At 46.3% G+C, this 16254-nt stretch carries 19 protein-coding genes; 16 read left to right on the top strand and 3 right to left on the bottom strand.

What is annotated here, in order from left to right:
• Nucleotides 1-38 precede the first annotated feature (38 nt).
• From ilvD to MKZ04_RS06900, 7 genes are all read left to right on the top strand, one after another.
• Nucleotides 39-1715, top strand: coding sequence for a dihydroxy-acid dehydratase (gene ilvD / locus MKZ04_RS06930; protein WP_020451884.1), 1677 nt, complete (start codon nucleotides 39-41; stop codon nucleotides 1713-1715).
• Between the two features lie 88 nt (nucleotides 1716-1803).
• Nucleotides 1804-2238 (top strand): BrxA/BrxB family bacilliredoxin, encoded by a 435-nt coding sequence (locus MKZ04_RS06925; RefSeq protein WP_309539368.1) that lies wholly within the window; start codon nucleotides 1804-1806, stop codon nucleotides 2236-2238.
• A 36-nt stretch (nucleotides 2239-2274) separates the two neighbouring features.
• Nucleotides 2275-3045: a class I SAM-dependent methyltransferase gene (locus MKZ04_RS06920; protein WP_341045587.1), complete on the top strand. Its 771-nt coding sequence runs from the start codon at nucleotides 2275-2277 to the stop codon at nucleotides 3043-3045.
• 272 nt (nucleotides 3046-3317) lie between these two features.
• Nucleotides 3318-3920: a YpjP family protein gene (locus MKZ04_RS06915; protein ID WP_023857393.1), complete on the top strand. Its 603-nt coding sequence runs from the start codon at nucleotides 3318-3320 to the stop codon at nucleotides 3918-3920.
• Nucleotides 3921-3935: 15 nt separating this feature from the next.
• Nucleotides 3936-4475: a phosphatidylglycerophosphatase A family protein gene (locus tag MKZ04_RS06910; protein WP_025811261.1), complete on the top strand. Its 540-nt coding sequence runs from the start codon at nucleotides 3936-3938 to the stop codon at nucleotides 4473-4475.
• A gap of 356 nt (nucleotides 4476-4831) precedes the next feature.
• Nucleotides 4832-5320, top strand: coding sequence for a dihydrofolate reductase (locus MKZ04_RS06905; RefSeq protein WP_020451878.1), 489 nt, complete (start codon nucleotides 4832-4834; stop codon nucleotides 5318-5320).
• A 14-nt stretch (nucleotides 5321-5334) separates the two neighbouring features.
• The gene (locus tag MKZ04_RS06900; protein WP_341045585.1) at nucleotides 5335-5958 is read left to right on the top strand and encodes a 1-acyl-sn-glycerol-3-phosphate acyltransferase; all 624 of its coding nucleotides are present in this window, start codon (nucleotides 5335-5337) and stop codon (nucleotides 5956-5958) included.
• A 40-nt stretch (nucleotides 5959-5998) separates the two neighbouring features.
• Here MKZ04_RS06900 and trhA read toward each other — a convergent pair whose 3' ends face one another.
• Together trhA and MKZ04_RS06890 are read right to left on the bottom strand one after the other, a co-directional pair.
• Nucleotides 5999-6640 carry a PAQR family membrane homeostasis protein TrhA gene (trhA, locus tag MKZ04_RS06895; RefSeq protein WP_020451876.1) on the bottom strand — a complete coding sequence of 214 codons (642 nt, stop codon included), beginning with the start codon at nucleotides 6638-6640 and terminating at the stop codon, nucleotides 5999-6001.
• A 15-nt stretch (nucleotides 6641-6655) separates the two neighbouring features.
• Nucleotides 6656-7657: a sigma 54-interacting transcriptional regulator gene (locus MKZ04_RS06890; RefSeq protein WP_123032387.1), complete on the bottom strand. Its 1002-nt coding sequence runs from the start codon at nucleotides 7655-7657 to the stop codon at nucleotides 6656-6658.
• A gap of 232 nt (nucleotides 7658-7889) precedes the next feature.
• On the opposite strand from MKZ04_RS06890, the gene ilvA reads away from it, so the two are divergent.
• From ilvA to ypmT, 7 genes are all read left to right on the top strand, one after another.
• Nucleotides 7890-9158, top strand: a complete 1269-nt coding sequence (ilvA, locus tag MKZ04_RS06885) for a threonine ammonia-lyase IlvA (protein ID WP_020451874.1) — start codon at nucleotides 7890-7892, stop codon at nucleotides 9156-9158.
• A gap of 92 nt (nucleotides 9159-9250) precedes the next feature.
• Entirely contained in the window at nucleotides 9251-9502 is a 252-nt protein-coding gene (locus tag MKZ04_RS06880; protein ID WP_103749499.1) for a YpmP family protein, read from the top strand.
• Between the two features lie 150 nt (nucleotides 9503-9652).
• Nucleotides 9653-10495, top strand: a complete 843-nt coding sequence (locus tag MKZ04_RS06875) for a DegV family protein (RefSeq protein WP_075213130.1) — start codon at nucleotides 9653-9655, stop codon at nucleotides 10493-10495.
• An 8-nt stretch (nucleotides 10496-10503) separates the two neighbouring features.
• On the top strand, nucleotides 10504-11094 hold the full coding sequence (locus MKZ04_RS06870) for an SCO family protein (RefSeq protein WP_280639422.1): 591 nt from the start codon (nucleotides 10504-10506) through the stop codon (nucleotides 11092-11094).
• A gap of 140 nt (nucleotides 11095-11234) precedes the next feature.
• On the top strand, nucleotides 11235-11987 hold the full coding sequence (locus MKZ04_RS06865; RefSeq protein WP_212110767.1) for an SGNH/GDSL hydrolase family protein: 753 nt from the start codon (nucleotides 11235-11237) through the stop codon (nucleotides 11985-11987).
• Nucleotides 11988-11996: 9 nt separating this feature from the next.
• Complete coding sequence (locus tag MKZ04_RS06860) at nucleotides 11997-12569, top strand: YpmS family protein (RefSeq protein ID WP_020451869.1); 573 nt, start codon at nucleotides 11997-11999, stop codon at nucleotides 12567-12569.
• Between the two features lie 31 nt (nucleotides 12570-12600).
• The gene (ypmT, locus tag MKZ04_RS06855; protein WP_020451868.1) at nucleotides 12601-12801 is read left to right on the top strand and encodes a protein YpmT; all 201 of its coding nucleotides are present in this window, start codon (nucleotides 12601-12603) and stop codon (nucleotides 12799-12801) included.
• Between the two features lie 95 nt (nucleotides 12802-12896).
• Here the strand turns inward: ypmT and MKZ04_RS06850 are convergent, their stop codons facing one another.
• Nucleotides 12897-13601, bottom strand: a complete 705-nt coding sequence (locus tag MKZ04_RS06850; RefSeq protein WP_195536693.1) for a DUF4397 domain-containing protein — start codon at nucleotides 13599-13601, stop codon at nucleotides 12897-12899.
• A 96-nt stretch (nucleotides 13602-13697) separates the two neighbouring features.
• Here MKZ04_RS06850 and MKZ04_RS06845 point away from each other — a divergent pair, with 96 nt between their 5' ends.
• Together MKZ04_RS06845 and MKZ04_RS06840 are read left to right on the top strand one after the other, a co-directional pair.
• On the top strand, nucleotides 13698-15029 hold the full coding sequence (locus MKZ04_RS06845; RefSeq protein ID WP_105981027.1) for an MATE family efflux transporter: 1332 nt from the start codon (nucleotides 13698-13700) through the stop codon (nucleotides 15027-15029).
• A gap of 135 nt (nucleotides 15030-15164) precedes the next feature.
• On the top strand, nucleotides 15165-16253 hold the full coding sequence (locus MKZ04_RS06840) for a GGDEF domain-containing protein (protein ID WP_105981026.1): 1089 nt from the start codon (nucleotides 15165-15167) through the stop codon (nucleotides 16251-16253).
• Nucleotide 16254: the final 1 nt, after the last annotated feature.

Genomic DNA, 16254 nt, shown 5'->3' with positions numbered 1-16254 from the left:
TATAGAATGTAAATACGAAGATGTTTAGGAGGATCACGATGACAGGTTTACGCAGTGACATGATTACAAAAGGGATCGACAGAGCGCCGCACCGCAGTTTGCTGCGCGCGGCTGGGGTAAAAGAAGAGGACTTCGGCAAACCGTTTATTGCCGTTTGCAACTCATATATCGATATCGTACCGGGTCATGTCCATTTGCAGGAGTTTGGAAAAATCGTCAAAGAGGCGATCAGAGAGGCCGGCGGTGTTCCGTTTGAATTTAATACAATCGGGGTCGACGACGGAATTGCGATGGGGCACATCGGAATGAGATATTCTCTTCCGAGCCGCGAAATCATCGCCGATTCAGTGGAAACGGTTGTATCAGCGCACTGGTTTGACGGAATGGTATGTATTCCAAACTGCGATAAAATCACTCCGGGTATGATCATGGCAGCAATGCGGATCAATATTCCGACCGTGTTTGTCAGCGGGGGGCCGATGGAAGCGGGAAGAACGAGCGACGGACGGAAAATCTCGCTTTCCTCTGTATTTGAAGGCGTTGGCGCTTATCAATCAGGCAAAATCGATGAGAAAGGGCTTGAGGAGCTTGAACAGTTCGGCTGTCCGACATGCGGATCATGCTCGGGCATGTTCACGGCCAACTCGATGAACTGCCTTTCTGAAGCTCTTGGCATCGCCATGCCGGGCAACGGCACCATTTTGGCGACATCGCCCGACCGCAGGGAATTTGCCAAACAGTCGGCCCGCCAGCTGATGGAGTTGATCAAGTCGGATATTAAACCGCGCGACATCGTGACCGAAAAAGCGATCGACAACGCGTTCGCTTTAGACATGGCGCTCGGTGGATCAACGAATACGATCCTTCATACGCTTGCGATCGCCAATGAAGCGGGGGTCGACTACTCGCTTGAACGGATCAATGAGGTAGCGGCAAGGGTTCCGCATTTATCAAAGCTTGCGCCGGCTTCCGATGTGTTTATTGAAGATTTGCATGAAGCTGGAGGCGTATCAGCAGTCTTAAACGAGCTGTCGAAAAAAGAAGGCGCGCTTCACTTGGATACGCTGACCGTAACGGGAAAAACGCTTGGCGAAAATATTGCCGGGCGCGAAGTGAAAGATTACGAGGTCATTCATCCGATCGATCAGCCGTTTTCAGAGCAAGGCGGACTCGCCGTCCTGTTCGGCAACCTGGCGCCTGACGGTGCGATCATTAAAACCGGCGGCGTCCAAGACGGGATTACCCGCCATGAAGGACCTGCGGTTGTCTTTGACTCACAGGAAGAAGCGCTTGACGGCATCATTAACCGTAAAGTAAAAGCGGGAGATGTCGTCATCATCCGCTATGAAGGTCCTAAAGGCGGACCGGGAATGCCTGAAATGCTTGCACCGACTTCGCAGATCGTCGGAATGGGCCTTGGTCCGAAAGTTGCTTTAATTACCGACGGCCGCTTTTCCGGAGCCTCCCGCGGTCTTTCGATCGGCCACGTTTCGCCAGAAGCAGCTGAAGGCGGCCCGCTTGCTTTCGTAGAAAACGGCGACCATATCATTGTTGATATCGAAAAGCGGATTTTAAACATCGAAATCTCCGATGAAGAGTGGGAAAAAAGAAAAGCAAACTGGCCCGGATTTGAACCGAAAGTGAAAACGGGCTATCTCGCCCGGTATTCAAAGCTGGTGACATCTGCCAATACCGGCGGCATTATGAAAATCTAGCGGTTTTTTCGCCCGGTGTTTGAAATTCAGCCCCCGCTGTAGTATCCTTGACATCAGTAGTCAAGGTTTATAGAGGGGGCTTTTTAATATGTCAACAGCTTATGAAGAATACATGCGCCAGCTCGTTCTTCCGATGCGTCAGGAATTGGTGCAGGCCGGCTTTAAAGAGTTATCGACCGCGGAAGAAGTTGAGACATTCATGGAAGGTGCAGAAGGCACGACTTTCGTCGTCGTCAATTCAGTCTGCGGATGTGCCGCAGGGCTGGCGAGACCGGCAGCCGTTCAGGCCGCCTCCGGAAGCGAAAACGGGCCTGATGAGACCGTTACAGTCTTTGCCGGACAGGACCGCGAAGCAACGGCGAAAATGAGGGAATACTTCGAAGGATATGAACCGTCTTCACCTTCAATGGCACTGCTGAAAGGCAAAAAAGTCGTTCATTTCATTCCTCGTGAACAGATTGAAGGCCGTGAAATGACGGAGATTATGAAAAACATCACGGACGCTTTTGAAAAACATTGCTAAAATGCCCTTTGAAGGGCATTTTTTACGGAGAAGAACATGATTGTCACAACAAGCTACAGACCGACTGAAAACACGGTTTTAACGGCGGAAAAAATCAGCCGGACGCTCGGCGCCCGCTTTTCCGAACGGAGAAAACGGCCGATTCGCCAAATCCGGGAGACAGAGCAGGAAGATGTTCTCGTGGTTGGAAAAGAGCGCTTCGAGCTGTATCATTCAGAAGGCGAAAAGTTCTTTTTCCACCCGAACTCTGCGATGTTCCGGGCGAAGCGCATGTTAAGAGGCGAACCGGATCCTTTTGTCGAAGCTGCACAAGTTGAACCGGGAGACAAGCTGCTCGATTGTACGCTCGGCCTTGGATCAGACGCCATCATTGCAAGCCTTGCCGCTGGCGAACAAGGCGAGGTGTGCGGAATTGAAAAAAGCCCGCTCCTCGCTTTTCTTGTCGAGGCGGGGCTTCAATCGTGGGAGACAGGCCTTGACGCTTTGGATCAGGCGATGAAAAGGATTCGGGTTCATTCCGGCGACAGCTTTGAATATCTGCTGGAGCTTGATGATGATTCAGCAGATATCGTTTACTTTGACCCGATGTTTGATGATGGAATCGAAGAATCAAACGGCATCGCCCCTTTAAGAAAGTGGGCGCATTCCGAGTTTATGCTTGACGGTGCTTTAAATGAAGCCCTTCGGGTCGCCAGAAAAAGAGTGGTCTTGAAAGACCACTGGAAAAGTCCGCGCTTCGAAAAATACGGATTTCGCGTAAAAAAACGCAAAACGGCCCTGTTTCATTACGGTGTTCTCGAAAAATGAAATCCCAAGGTATATACCTTGGGATTTTTTAATCTGCGATTTCCATGACGATAAAATAAGCGAGGGTAATCAATGAAGCGGTTATAAAAAGACCTTCAATCATGAACGATCACTCCCAATTTTGGAATTTTCATCTTTGATTGTAAACGTTTTATCGCCAAAAGAAAAGGCGTTTTGTTTATTTGCACCGTCACTTTATGAATGACTGAAAATTCAACCTATGATAGAATAAGAGAAAACGAGAAAGCGATCCAAAAGGGGACTAATCAGTCATGAAGATGTGGATGAGAAAAGCGCTTGTCACATTATTTACAATTGCAACGTTCGGCCTTGTATCTCCTCCTGCGGCATTAATGGCGGACAAGCCGCAGGAGCATCAGAGCATGAAAGAATCCGGGTATACAGCTGTTTATCAAAAGCAGGAAGAGCCCGAACTTGAAGAAGACGGCGAATCCAAATCTTCATTTGACAGCTACAAGGATGAACTGCTCAATGAAGCAGAAGATCTGTCATTCGTAAAATTCGGCAGCAGGATATCGCCGGTCATCGAAGACGAGTACAGGGAAGAAGTGCTTCCAAAGGTCGAGGAGATCATCGTCAGCCATCTCATGACAATGCAGGACAATGACGCTTACCAGGATCTTGTCATTTCCAAAACGCCGACGGCGGGGAAGTCGGAGAGAATCTTCCACGTTTACAACCGGAAAACGGGGGAGGATGTGCTGAGGTTCCATGTGCGCAGGGACAAGCCGCCGCATAAAGGGTACTGGTTTAACTTTCATTATCATACTGCCGAAGACGGCTTTCAAAAACATCACGATCTCGGAAGCATATACTGGGACCGCAATACACCGCCTAACTGGATGAGCCACTAAAGGAGATTGATGCAGATGAAGAAGTATACGATGAATGAAATGGTGCACTTAACGAAAAATATGCTGAATGAGCGCGGGGTTACGATTGAGGATATTGCACTGATCGTACAAAAGCTGCAGGAAAAATACCATCCTGATCTGTCGCTTGCTGTATGCGTTGAGAATGTCGAAAAGGTCTTAAACAAAAGGGAAATCGTTCATGCCGTGTTAACGGGGATAGCGCTTGACCAGCTTGCCGAGAAAAAGCTATTGCCTGAACCGCTTCAATATTTGGTCGAAACGGATGAACCCCTTTACGGGATCGACGAGATTATTCCGCTTTCCATCGTAAACGTCTACGGTTCGATCGGCTTGACGAACTTCGGCTATCTGGATAAAGAAAAGTTCGGCATCATTAAAGAACTGGACGACTGTCCGGACGATGAGGTTCACACGTTCCTTGATGATATCGTCGCTGCCTTGGCGGCAGCTGCTGCAAGCCGAATTGCCCATTCGCATCAGGATCTTGAGGATGAAGAGAGAACAGACGGACAGAGCGTTGCGAAAAGCCGTTGAAAGACCTCGCCCTCCCCGCCATCAGGCGGGGTTTTTTTATGCCGTATTTTATGTCTTTTCCCGAAAAATGTCTTGTTTTCGAAAGGTTAAACAAGATACACTACAAAAGGATGAAAAAAATGAAACATCATGCGGATATATCCCGTCATATGTTAGAGAACCGGAATTGAACAAAACGGGGAATGACACCAATGCATTCGGGCGGCCTGATCAGAATGAAAACCTCGAAGAAAGGTTTCCTCTCATCACAGCTTTAACCTCCATCTTCATGCATCATGTTCACAGATGATCACACAAAGAGATGAGCATCATCCGGCATTATTTCGCTACAAACATCATAAGGGGGCTTTAAATTAATGATTTCATTGATTACCGCCATGGACAGAAACCGCCTGATCGGCAAAGATAATGATCTGCCATGGCATCTGCCGCAGGATTTGAAGTATTTTAAAGAGGTGACGAAAGGACACGCCGTGATCATGGGGAGAAAGACGTTTGAATCCATCGGCAAACCTTTGCCTCACCGGGAGAACATCATCGTTACATCCAATAAAGAACTGGATATTCCGAATTGTCAGGTGATGCACTCGGCAGAAGAAGCGGTGCGGTTTGCGAAAAACAAAAACGAAGAATGTTTTGTCATCGGCGGTTCAACACTGTACGCGGAGATTCTGCCTTTTGCGGACAAGCTGTATGTGACAAAAATCGATGAAACCTTTGAAGGGGACCGGTATTTTCCTGAATTCAGCGAAGCTGAGTGGGAAATCGTTTCGAGGCGGAAAGGCCTGAAAGATGACAAAAATCCATATGACTACGAATTCCTCGTTTATCAAAGAAAAGGATAGAGGAGAGGATTTTCATGTTTCGCTATTGTTTTTTATGGATGTATTCGGCCTATATGTTCATCAAGCATATCAAGCTCCTGCAGGCGCTACAGACACTTGACCCGCGCCTTTCGTACGCCAATCAGATGGAAGCTGTCTTTGATAAGCCGAAAGCTTTTTTGCGGGGGTGCATCGGCTTAACCGGTTCGACCGTTTCCATCCATCAGAACGGAAGATCCCCGGCTGGCCCCGTCCTTTACGTGCATCCAAAGCTCGGCCTGTCAGAGCTCGCCGTGCTGCTCGGACACCTTGATAAAACGGCTTCGTTTTTTGCTGATCCGCGCGCCTTTCGTTATCCGCTGCTCAGCGGCTGGCTTAATAAAATGGCCGCGGTCAAAAAAAGCGCCGACAAGGAAGCATCACTTGAAAAAGTGGAAGAGATCGTCAGGAAAGGCCAAAGCTTTATTCTGTCTGAAGATGACGGGCTCGATTACAAATCTTTATCCAAAAAGCTCGGCATTCCGATCGTTGCAGTCGAAACAACCGGTACGGAAGACATGAAGAAAGGCAAGTTGTTCAAGAGGCTGAGACCTGCTGATATCGACTTGACGATCCACCCGGCATACGTCCTGACCGAAAACAAACAGCTTCGGGCATAAAAAAACCAGGCTTCCTTTATGGGAGCCTGGTTTTCGCCGTTTATGATATAAACGGCACCTTTGCCACGTAGAAAAGCACGCAGAAAAACATGGAGGCGCTGCCGCCGAGTACGAAGGTGTGCCAAATCGCATGATGATACGGGATCTTTCTCCATAAATAAAAGATCGTTCCGACAGAATACAATATTCCCCCTAAGAGCAGCAGGGCGAATCCTTCTCCGGTCAAGGCCGTATAAAGCGGCTTGATCGCAATAATCGCCATCCAGCCCATCACAAGATACACCAGCGTGCTGACCACGATAAATCGTTTCACAAAAAAGATTTTAAATACAACTCCGCCAATCGCAAGTCCCCAGACGACCGCAAGCATTGTATAGCCGAGCGTGCCTTTCAAAGGTCCGAGGAGCAGCGGTGTGTATGTACCCGCAATCAGTACGTAGATGGCTGAGTGATCGATGATCTCAAGAATATCTTTTGTTTTTTGGTGCTGAATGCTGTGCAGAAGGGTCGAACTTAAATACAGGAACAGCATGGAAGCGCCGAAAATCGAAAAGCTGACAACATCCACCGGACTGCCGTAGCGAATCGCAAATATCACCAAAAATACGATGGCGGGTATGGAGAGGAGAACGCCGAGCCCATGGGTAATTGCATTCGCAATTTCTTCTTTAATCGTGTACATACCAAGACACCCTTTCTAATCTTGAATAATGTGATGCTTTAAAGAGCTTAAAAAGCGGAGGCCTTCAAGCGTGATTTTTGTCCCGGCTCTTCCGCGGCCCTTTGTAATAAACTCTCTTTTTTCCAAATAATCCAATCTGCTGCGCACTTGCTGGGGGGTAAGCTCCGACTTGCCGTTTTTGCTCAGTTCAGACAGAACTCTGCGGCTGGCAGGCTCTCCTTTTTCATTTAATTGCTTGACTGCATCGAGCAAAAACGCAAACTCCTCTTTTTCCATCAAAGTCAGTGATGTTGAAGCCGTTTTTTTATCTTTTGGCTTCTTCTTTTCGATTTGTTCTCTTAACGCCGGCGGAGTGTCGTAAAGCTGAATCGTTTTCCCGTCTGAGACGGTTTTCATATAATCCGTCATGTTTTTGAGTTCTCTGACGTTCCCCTCAAACTCATGCTGCTCTAAAGCCTTCCAAACGACCGGTTCGACATATATGTCATGATCCCCGCTTTTTAAAAAATGATGCACGAGAAGGGGGATGTCGCTTCGCCGTTCAGCAAGGGGGGGAAGCGGAAGGTCGAGCACATTGAGCCTGTAGTACAAATCCTTGCGGAATTCGCTGCTTTCAATCCGTTCACCGAGCGGCACGCTTGAGGTGACAATCAGTCTTTTTGGCATCCCTTTTTCAATGGCTGCCAAAAGCTTGCCCTGGAGAGGCAAGGAAAGCCCCCACACTTCATCGAGAAACAAGGTTCCGGATTCATTCATCTCTGAAAGAAAAAAGTCTTCAGCCGCTTCATCTTCATTCAGCGTGCTGCAGCTTACGTGTGTGAAGGGATCATGGTTGAAAGATGATCCGGAATGAATGGCTTTGGCGAACAGCTCTTTGCCTGTGCCTGTTTCTCCATGAATCAGAATCGGATGGGAAGAGGCTGCAAATTGTATCGCTCTGTTTTTCGTTTGCAAAAAGGAATCGCATTCCCCGATCAGCTCGGAGAACCCTATGGATGGGTACGTGTGTTTAATCATGGCGGATCTCCTTTTGGTTCTAATTGGTTCTATTATAACACCCAATTAGAACAAATAAAGAGTTTTTTGAAAAAAAGTATATTTGGCTGCACATTAAGAATCGAAAAGAACTCCGTATATATTGAGAAAGTGTATAATATTCTGTAAATAACAAAGAATTGCCCTTTAAATTTTGAATATTCATGATATAATGGCGTATTAAATAAAGCTTTATACAGAAAGGATCTTATACATGAAACCGTTGCTTAAAGAAAACTCTCTCATCCAAGTCAAAGACATTTTAAAAGCCCATCAAAATGTAAAAGATGTTGTCATTCATACCCCCCTCCAAAAAAATGAGAGGCTCTCCGAGAGGTACGATTGCAACGTATATTTAAAAAGAGAAGACCTGCAGGTTGTCCGCTCTTTTAAACTGAGAGGCGCCTATTATAAAATGAAGCAGCTTTCAAAAGAAACGACGAAAAACGGGGTCGTCTGCGCCAGTGCAGGAAACCATGCGCAGGGGGTCGCTTTTTCCTGTAAACATCTCGGTATTCACGGAAAGATTTTTATGCCGTCGACGACTCCGAGGCAAAAAATTTCTCAAGTCGAATTGTTCGGCAAGGAATACATCGAGATCATCCTGACAGGCGACACGTTCGATGATGCATATCAAAGCGCAGTCGCCTGCTGCGAGGAAGAAAAACGGGCATTTATCCACCCGTTTGACGATCCTGCCGTCATGGCCGGACAGGGAACGGTTGCGGTCGAAATCTTAAACGATATCGAAACAGAACCCCATTATTTATTTGCAAGTGTAGGCGGCGGCGGCCTGCTTTCAGGAGTGGGAACCTACATGAAAAACGTGTCCCCGGATACAAAGCTGATCGCGGTTGAGCCCAAAGGCGCGCCGGCTCTATTTGAATCAAACAAAAAAGGCGAAGTCGTGACCCTCGAGAAAATCGATAAATTTGTAGACGGAGCCGCCGTGCAAAAAATCGGCGAAGAGACATTTAAAACGCTTGAAACCGTTGTAGATGATATTTTGCTCGTTCCCGAAGGAAAGGTATGCACCGCGATTCTTGAGCTGTACAACCAATGCGCGATTGTCGCCGAGCCTGCGGGAGCGCTGCCGATCGCCGCTTTAGACCTTTACAGAGATGAAATCAAAGGAAAGAATGTCGTATGCATTGTGAGCGGAGGAAACAACGATATCGGCAGAATGCAGGAAATCAAAGACAGATCGATGATGTATGAAGGACTCCAGCATTATTTCATCGTGAACTTCCCGCAAAGGGCGGGAGCTTTGCGCGAATTTCTAGATGAAGTGCTCGGGCCGACCGATGATATCACCCGCTTTGAATATACGAAGAAAAATAATAAAAGCAGCGGCCCTGCGCTCGTCGGCATCGAATTGAAACAGCGCGAAGACTACGAGCCGCTGATTGCGAGAATGGACCGCAAAGGCTTCCGCTATGTCGAAGTGAATAAAGATGAAGGGCTCTTTCATTTGCTGATTTAAGAAATTTTTTTGAAAACACGCATAAATCAAAGACAACGGCTCCTGAGATTATGTATAATAAAGAAAATATCTCATAAATGAGGATTGATAGCTTGTTACTTAAAAGCCTGGAGTTCAAACGTTCGGATGGACAGAAGGTGAAGGTGACGGAAATACCCCTGCTGAAGGAGGACGACCCGCATTTTTTTATGGCCAGTCTGAGGCTCGAAATCTTTTTAAAGACACTCTATTGCTCAAAGCGGAAAAAAAACGTCTACTCCTTTAGGGACTACTTAAAGAGAGCATTGAAATGGCAGGATTACCTCGCCATTTATCAACAGGAAGAATTGAAGCATAATGCATAAGAATTGATAGCATTCTTTGCCGGCCCATGAAGACAGCCAAATCCGCTTGGAAAAGGGCGGAAGACGGCATTCGGCCGGCAAAGAATTTTTCATGCCGAATTTGGCCTCACTAGGAAATTCACCATTTGAACCGACAGGATGTGAAGGGAATTGCCAAGCATTAAAATTGTAACGGACTCAACAGCTGACTTGAGCGAAGAACTGCTCAGAGAATATCATATTTCCGTTCTCCCGCTCTCGATATCAATCGACGGCATTGTTTACAGAGACAGGTTCGATATTCAGCCGGACGAATTTATTGAGAAAATGGAGAGCGCCGCAGAACTCCCGAAAAGTTCACAGCCGCCTTTAGGCGCTTTTATCGAACTGTACGAAGAGCTGACCGCTGACGGAAGCGAAGTGATCAGCATTCATCTCTCAAGCCAATTGAGCGGGACATACCAGACGGCTGTAAGCGCTTCAAACATGGTCGACGGGAATATTACGGTGATTGATTCCATGTATATTTCAAAAGGCCTCGGCTTTCAGGTCGTACGAGCCGCCTTGCTGGCCGAAAAGGGAATGACAGCCGAAGCGATTGTAAAAGACCTGGAAAACTTGCGCGACCGGACATCCCTCTATGTGACAATTGATCATTTTGATAACTTGATCAAAGGCGGCCGCATCGGGAAAGGAAAAGCGCTGATCGGCTCTTTGCTCAAGGTTAAGCCGATCGCGAGGCTTGAGGACGGAATCTATACGCCTGAAAAAAATGTTAGGAGCACCAGTCAGCTTATCCGTTATTTAACGGGTCAATTTCTTTCCGCGGTGAAGGGAAGGACGGTGCAAGCGATCGGAATCGCCCATGCCGATGCACTCGACCTTGCTCATAGGCTGAAAGACTCTTTGCTTGAACATATCCCGGGAATCGATATTGATATTGCGTACACAACGCCGATTATCTCTGTTCATACCGGAAAAGGAGCGATCGGTTTTACTTTTTACACCGATTGAAAAAGGGGATGGAAGGATTGAAAAACGTTTTTGGCATTTTCCTTGCAGGGATTCTCACAGTGTTTCTTTCGTCCTGCGGAACTAGCAAGATTGAAAATTCTTTAAACTATGACGTACAATCTTTTTCTTTTCAAAATCAAGATGGGAAAACCGTGTCTCTTGAAAGTTTAAAAGGCCAGGTGTGGGTGGCCGACTTTATATTTACGAACTGTAAAACGATCTGTCCGCCGATGACTTCACATATGGCTGAACTGCAAAAACAAATGGAAGAGGAAAACCTGCAGGCCCGCATCGTCTCATTCAGCGTTGACCCCGAAAATGACACGCCGGAAAAGTTGAAAAAATTTGCGGCCAACTATCCGCTCAATTTTCAAAACTGGGATTTTTTAACCGGATACTCGCAGGAGGAAATCGAAAAATTTGCGCTGAAAAGCTTTAAATCAATCGTGAAAAAACCTGAAGATGAGGATCAGGTGATTCACCAATCGTCATTTTATCTAGTCGATCAAAACGGCAAAGTCGTCAAGGATTATGACGGTGCAAAAAATACGCCGTACGATGAAATCATCGCCGATATTAAGACGCTGGAAAACCGTTGATAAAAACGGGCGGCCTGCCGCTGAAGCCTGCTTCCTGACCACCGGAAACAGGCTTTTTTTTACACCTGTCAAATCATTTTCAAAAGAATTAAAACATGGTACACTTTTTTTTAGGTATCTAGAAGGAAGGGGCATCATTTTTGAACATACGGTTTATAACAGTCATGATGGCCCTCGTCTGTCTGCTTTCAGCCTGTACGGAATGGAAGGCGGGCGTTGAAAAAACATCGGTCTCCCCTAAGCGCGATATCGTGATTGCAGCAGTGGGCGATTCTCTGACAGAGGGGGTAGGCGATCAAGAGAAGAAAGGCTATGTCGGCATGGTGGCCGACGAGCTTGAAAACCGGAGCGATGTGAAGTCCGTAACGGTCAAAAATTATGCCGTTAAAGGCTCCCGGACTGATCAGCTGCTTGAAAGATTAAAAGAAAAAGAAGTACAAGAGGGCCTGAAAGATGCAGACTACATTTTGTTTACAATCGGGGGCAACGACCTGATGAAAGTCGTCCGCCAAAACTTCGCGCACTTAACGCTCACACCTTTCCGCGTTGAACAAAAACTGTTTGAAAAGCGGTTTTCGAATATTTTAGCGGAAATCAGAGAGCAAAACGCCAGCGCTGAATTGATTTATGTCAGTATGTATAATCCGTTTAAGTTTACGCTGTCTGAACTGAGGGAAATTGACCAAGTCGTAGACGAATGGAATGAAGGCGCAGAAAAAAGGCTGAAAAAGGTCTCCAATACGAAAATGGCAAATATCGCTGATATTTTTGAGGAATACAGCGATGAAAAGAAGATTGCAAAAGATGAGTTTCATCCTAATCAATACGGGTATTCTTTAATAGCGAAACGCGTTTACGAACAAATTAAAAACGAAGACCCCCAAGCAGAATAAGGTGAAAAAATGAAGAAATGGAAGAACTTATTTTTAATTTTAGCAGCAGTCAACGTCATCATACTTGCCGGGATTTTCATTCTCGTATTCATGCCCGGCGGTCAAAAGGAACCGTCGCGGCCGACTCCGAGCGAATACCAATTGAACGTGACGAGCACGAAAGAATCATTGGCCGCATTCATCAACACATATTTGGAGAAGGAGTCTTCGCCGGATCTTGACTATCAAATCGAAATCGACGATGAATTCCACATCGTCGGTGCGATCCGCGCCTTTTCCTCGACAGTCGATGCGAGGGTGTCCTTTCGGCCGACAGTGGAAAAAAACGGAGATGTGGTTCTTGACGTGACGAGATTTTCGATCGGCAAGTTAAATGTTCCGATATCGATGGTGCTGAACTACATGGATCAATTTTATGATCTTCCTGATTTTGTACACGTTCGTTCGGATGCTAAAGAAATTCAAGTCCGTCTGTCAGAGATGCCGCTTAAAAACGGAATGTATGTGAAAGCAAAAGACATTGATTTAGAAAAAGATCAAATCGAATTTGTTTATTATCAGCCTGCACAAACAGATTCATAGATCGTGCGGCGGGATTTACAGGGGTGAACATATGGAACGTATCTACACATATTTCAGCTTGCTGTCTATGTTGTTTTCACTGTACTTCGGCGGCCTGGCCGCCTTCAGTTTCATCGATGAAAACATGGACAAGATGTATTTGAACATCGGGTATTGTGCGTTGTTTTTAAGCATTATGATTTTTACCCTAGATGCGAAAAAACATAAAAAAACTGACCATCACAATCAATAATTGCCGGCAAAATCCTAAAACATGAGACCGTTTTAGGATTTTGTTGTCCATGCTTCAGCAGACTGTAAAAGAGACATCAGGTCTCTTTTTTTTCGCTATGAAGGGGGAGCTTTGGCAGGAAACGGCGCCGTTTTTATTGTGAGAGAAGGGGAGCCGTTGACGAAACCGAGGCCATACAAAGTTGTGGATTTCCCGGCGTGAAGCGTGATTTTCGGAACCTTCAGCAGGACCGCTGTTGAACCGGCGGCCTTTACCTCCATGTCGATTTTCTGTGAACGCACCTGGATGTACCGCGTGACCGTTTGAAAGGGGACACCTGAAAACAGGACAGGTCCGTTTTGCACTGCAAAGTCAAGAGCCGGAGAGTCCGGTGATAAATGAACGAAACGGATGCTGCGGCTTTCCGGATCAGCCGCAGGCCGGTCATACATTCCGACGGGAATGAGCTTTGCAGCTGTGCCTGTAACGGCAACCGTGCAGTACCCGCCGTGGATCAGGTGATACTGTACCGACAGCAAGGGACCGTGCGCCCTGCCTCTTTGAAAAACATCGATTTGAATACGGCCGGCAGGAAACCGGACATAAGAAGATAAATCTGTATAGGAGATGTTTTGAAAAACGGATATGCCGTTTATGAATACGTCGAGATTGTCGGTGTGAGGAGCAGCGTGGAGCAGTCTGATCATCGCTGCTTTTCCGCCGTTTCGAAAATAAAAGGGCGCCTCTACAGGCGGAAGATGGTAGCAGTTCCTCCGAAAACCCTCCGCCATTTGCCGGGCATCATGATCTGTAGAGAACATTTTGTCACGCCCCTTTGCATGCTTTCTGACATTATATGAGGCTGAGAAGCGATCGGTCACATCGCGATCAAGACGACAGATGAAAAGGAGTAAACAATGAAAACGGATTTTACATACGGAAATGTGTTTAAACAGCTGGTCTTTTTTTCCGGCCCGATCATTTTAGCCAATCTTTTGCAGATTTCATTTCAATTCGTCGATAGCTTGTGGGTCGGAAATCTGCTCGGAGCAAAAGCACTCGGTGCTGCGGCCGTCTCGGGGACGGTTTTCTTTACGGTGCTGTCGTTCGTATTGGGCGTCAACAATGCGGCGCTGACGATTCTTGCGCAGCAGAAAGGAAAAAGGGATAAGAAGGGACTTGCTTCATATATCAACGCGTTTGTTGTTCTGATGACAGCGATGAGCGTATTGCTCGGGGTTATCGGCTATTTTTTCACAGAGCCTCTGCTCTCGCTTCTTCAAACGCCCGGAAATATGATGGATTTGGCTGCAAGCTATTTGAGCATTCATTTTATCGGGATTATATTTTTATTCGGCTATAATTTCATCAGTACAGTGTTAAGGGCGGTCGGCGACAGTCAAACACCTTTGCGTTTCGTCCTCTTGGCCGTCATCCTGAACCTGTTCATGGATCCGCTGTTTATCTCGGTATTCAACCTCGGAATTGCCGGAGCGGCCTATGCAACCGTCGTTTCCCAAGGGATTGCTTTCATTTACGGTGTGGTCTATACGGTGAGAAAGCGGCTTGTTCCATTTTCAAAGCCCGCGCTTCCGTCTCTGGAAGAGACGTCCGTCATTTTGAAGCTCGGAGTGCCTGCCGGCTTGCAAATGATGGTGATTTCAGGCGGCTCGATGGCGATTATGAGCGTTGTCAATTCATTTGGAGAACGTGTCGTGTCAGGGTTTGGCGCGGTACAGCGGCTTGACAGCCTGCTGATACTCCCGGCGATGGCCATCGGCACGGCTGTCAACAGTATGGCTGGCCAAACCGTCGGCAGCGGCGATATGGAGCGTACGAAAAAAATCGCTCACTACGGCGTCATTTATGTTCTGCTGTTTATGGCTGTCGTCAGCACCGCGATATTTCTGACAGGCTATCATGCGGTCAGGCTGTTTATTTCGGAAGCCGATTCAGCTGCATTCGGGGAAGAATATTTAAAAACGATTGCTTTTTTCTATCCGTTTATCGGGATTAACTTTGTGTTAAACGGTGTTGTAAGGGCAGCCGGCGCGATGTTTCAAATTTTGGTGCTGAATGTGATTTCTTTTTGGGTTTTGCGCTATCCGTTTACATACTTATTTTCAAAGTGGCTTGGAGATAACGGCATAGCGGTTGGCATTGGAATGAGCTTTATGCTGAGCAGCCTGACCGCGTTTTTATATTACCGCTACGGGAAGTGGAAGCACCTCGTTTTATTTGAAAAATGAAAGAACAAGCTCCTGCGGCAAGCCCCGGAAGCGATTCCCGCCGGGCATCTGAAGCAAAGAAACAAAAATGCTGTTAACGTCTTAATAATTGACGATATATACAATATAAAATGAGTTTGGTGTTGGGGGCTTGTCATGTTTTTAATCGATTTATTTTTGAATTTGTGCATTTTAATTACTTCACTCTTTATCTACACTCAGCTAAAGTGGAATATTTTTTCCCGAAAAGCTACAAACAAACAACTTAATTGGATTGACGGCGTCATGGGAGGATTGCTCGGGAATGTGCTCATGTTCTTTTCGATCCAGGCAACCGATGAAACGATCGTTGATTTGCGTTATGTGCCCGTTATGATTTTGTTTCTATTTACGGGCGTCTTTCCGGCCTTTATTTGTTCTCTACTGATTATAGGAGGAAGATTTGTTTACGGGGGGAATATATCTTCGATTGCAGCGCTTACAGGAATGATCGCTATATTCATAGGATATTATCTCATCCTCAGGGTCATGGATAAAGACGCTGACACTTATCGAAAGACATTTGCTTTGGTTATTTTTGCTAATGTGGCGATTTCAATTGTGATCTTGATGCTCCTCCATGATTTCCATTTAGTGAAAATTTTAATGATATGGTTCTGGATTTTATCTACTATCGGCGGATTTACATCAGTATATGTCGTCTCATATTTAAAAAAATCTCATTTTCTGTTGAAAAAGTATGAAGAGGAATCGTCGCTTGATTATTTAACGGGATTGAATAATGTCCGCCATTTTGATGCGATATGGAATGCTCATATTTCAAACGCAAGGGAGAAGAACGAGAAACTGTCTTTGCTTATGATCGATATCGATTATTTCAAAAGGATTAATGATACATACGGACATTCAAATGGAGACGTGATTTTAAAAGAACTGGGAACGATTTTAAAAAAGTCAACACGTGCGGAAGATATCGTATCAAGAAACGGCGGAGAAGAGTTTTCGGTCATATTGCCGAACAGTTCTCATTCGCAGGCTGCAGAGATTGCTGAAAGGATACGCAAGGAAGTGGAGACACACACTTTTTCAATTTCTCATTCTAAAAAGATTCATATTACCGTTTCGATTGGGGTTGCGGCATTTCCGGAGGTCATTCGCAGTACGGACGAGTTGATTGAAAAAGCCGACCAATGTTTGTACAGGGCTAAACACCTTGGGAGAAACCGGGTGTGCGCCTCCGTTTGAA

Source organism: Bacillus sp. FSL W7-1354, from assembly GCF_038002405.1.
GTDB lineage: Bacteria > Bacillota > Bacilli > Bacillales > Bacillaceae > Bacillus > Bacillus paralicheniformis.
This window is presented reverse-complemented; position numbering and strand designations above follow the sequence as displayed.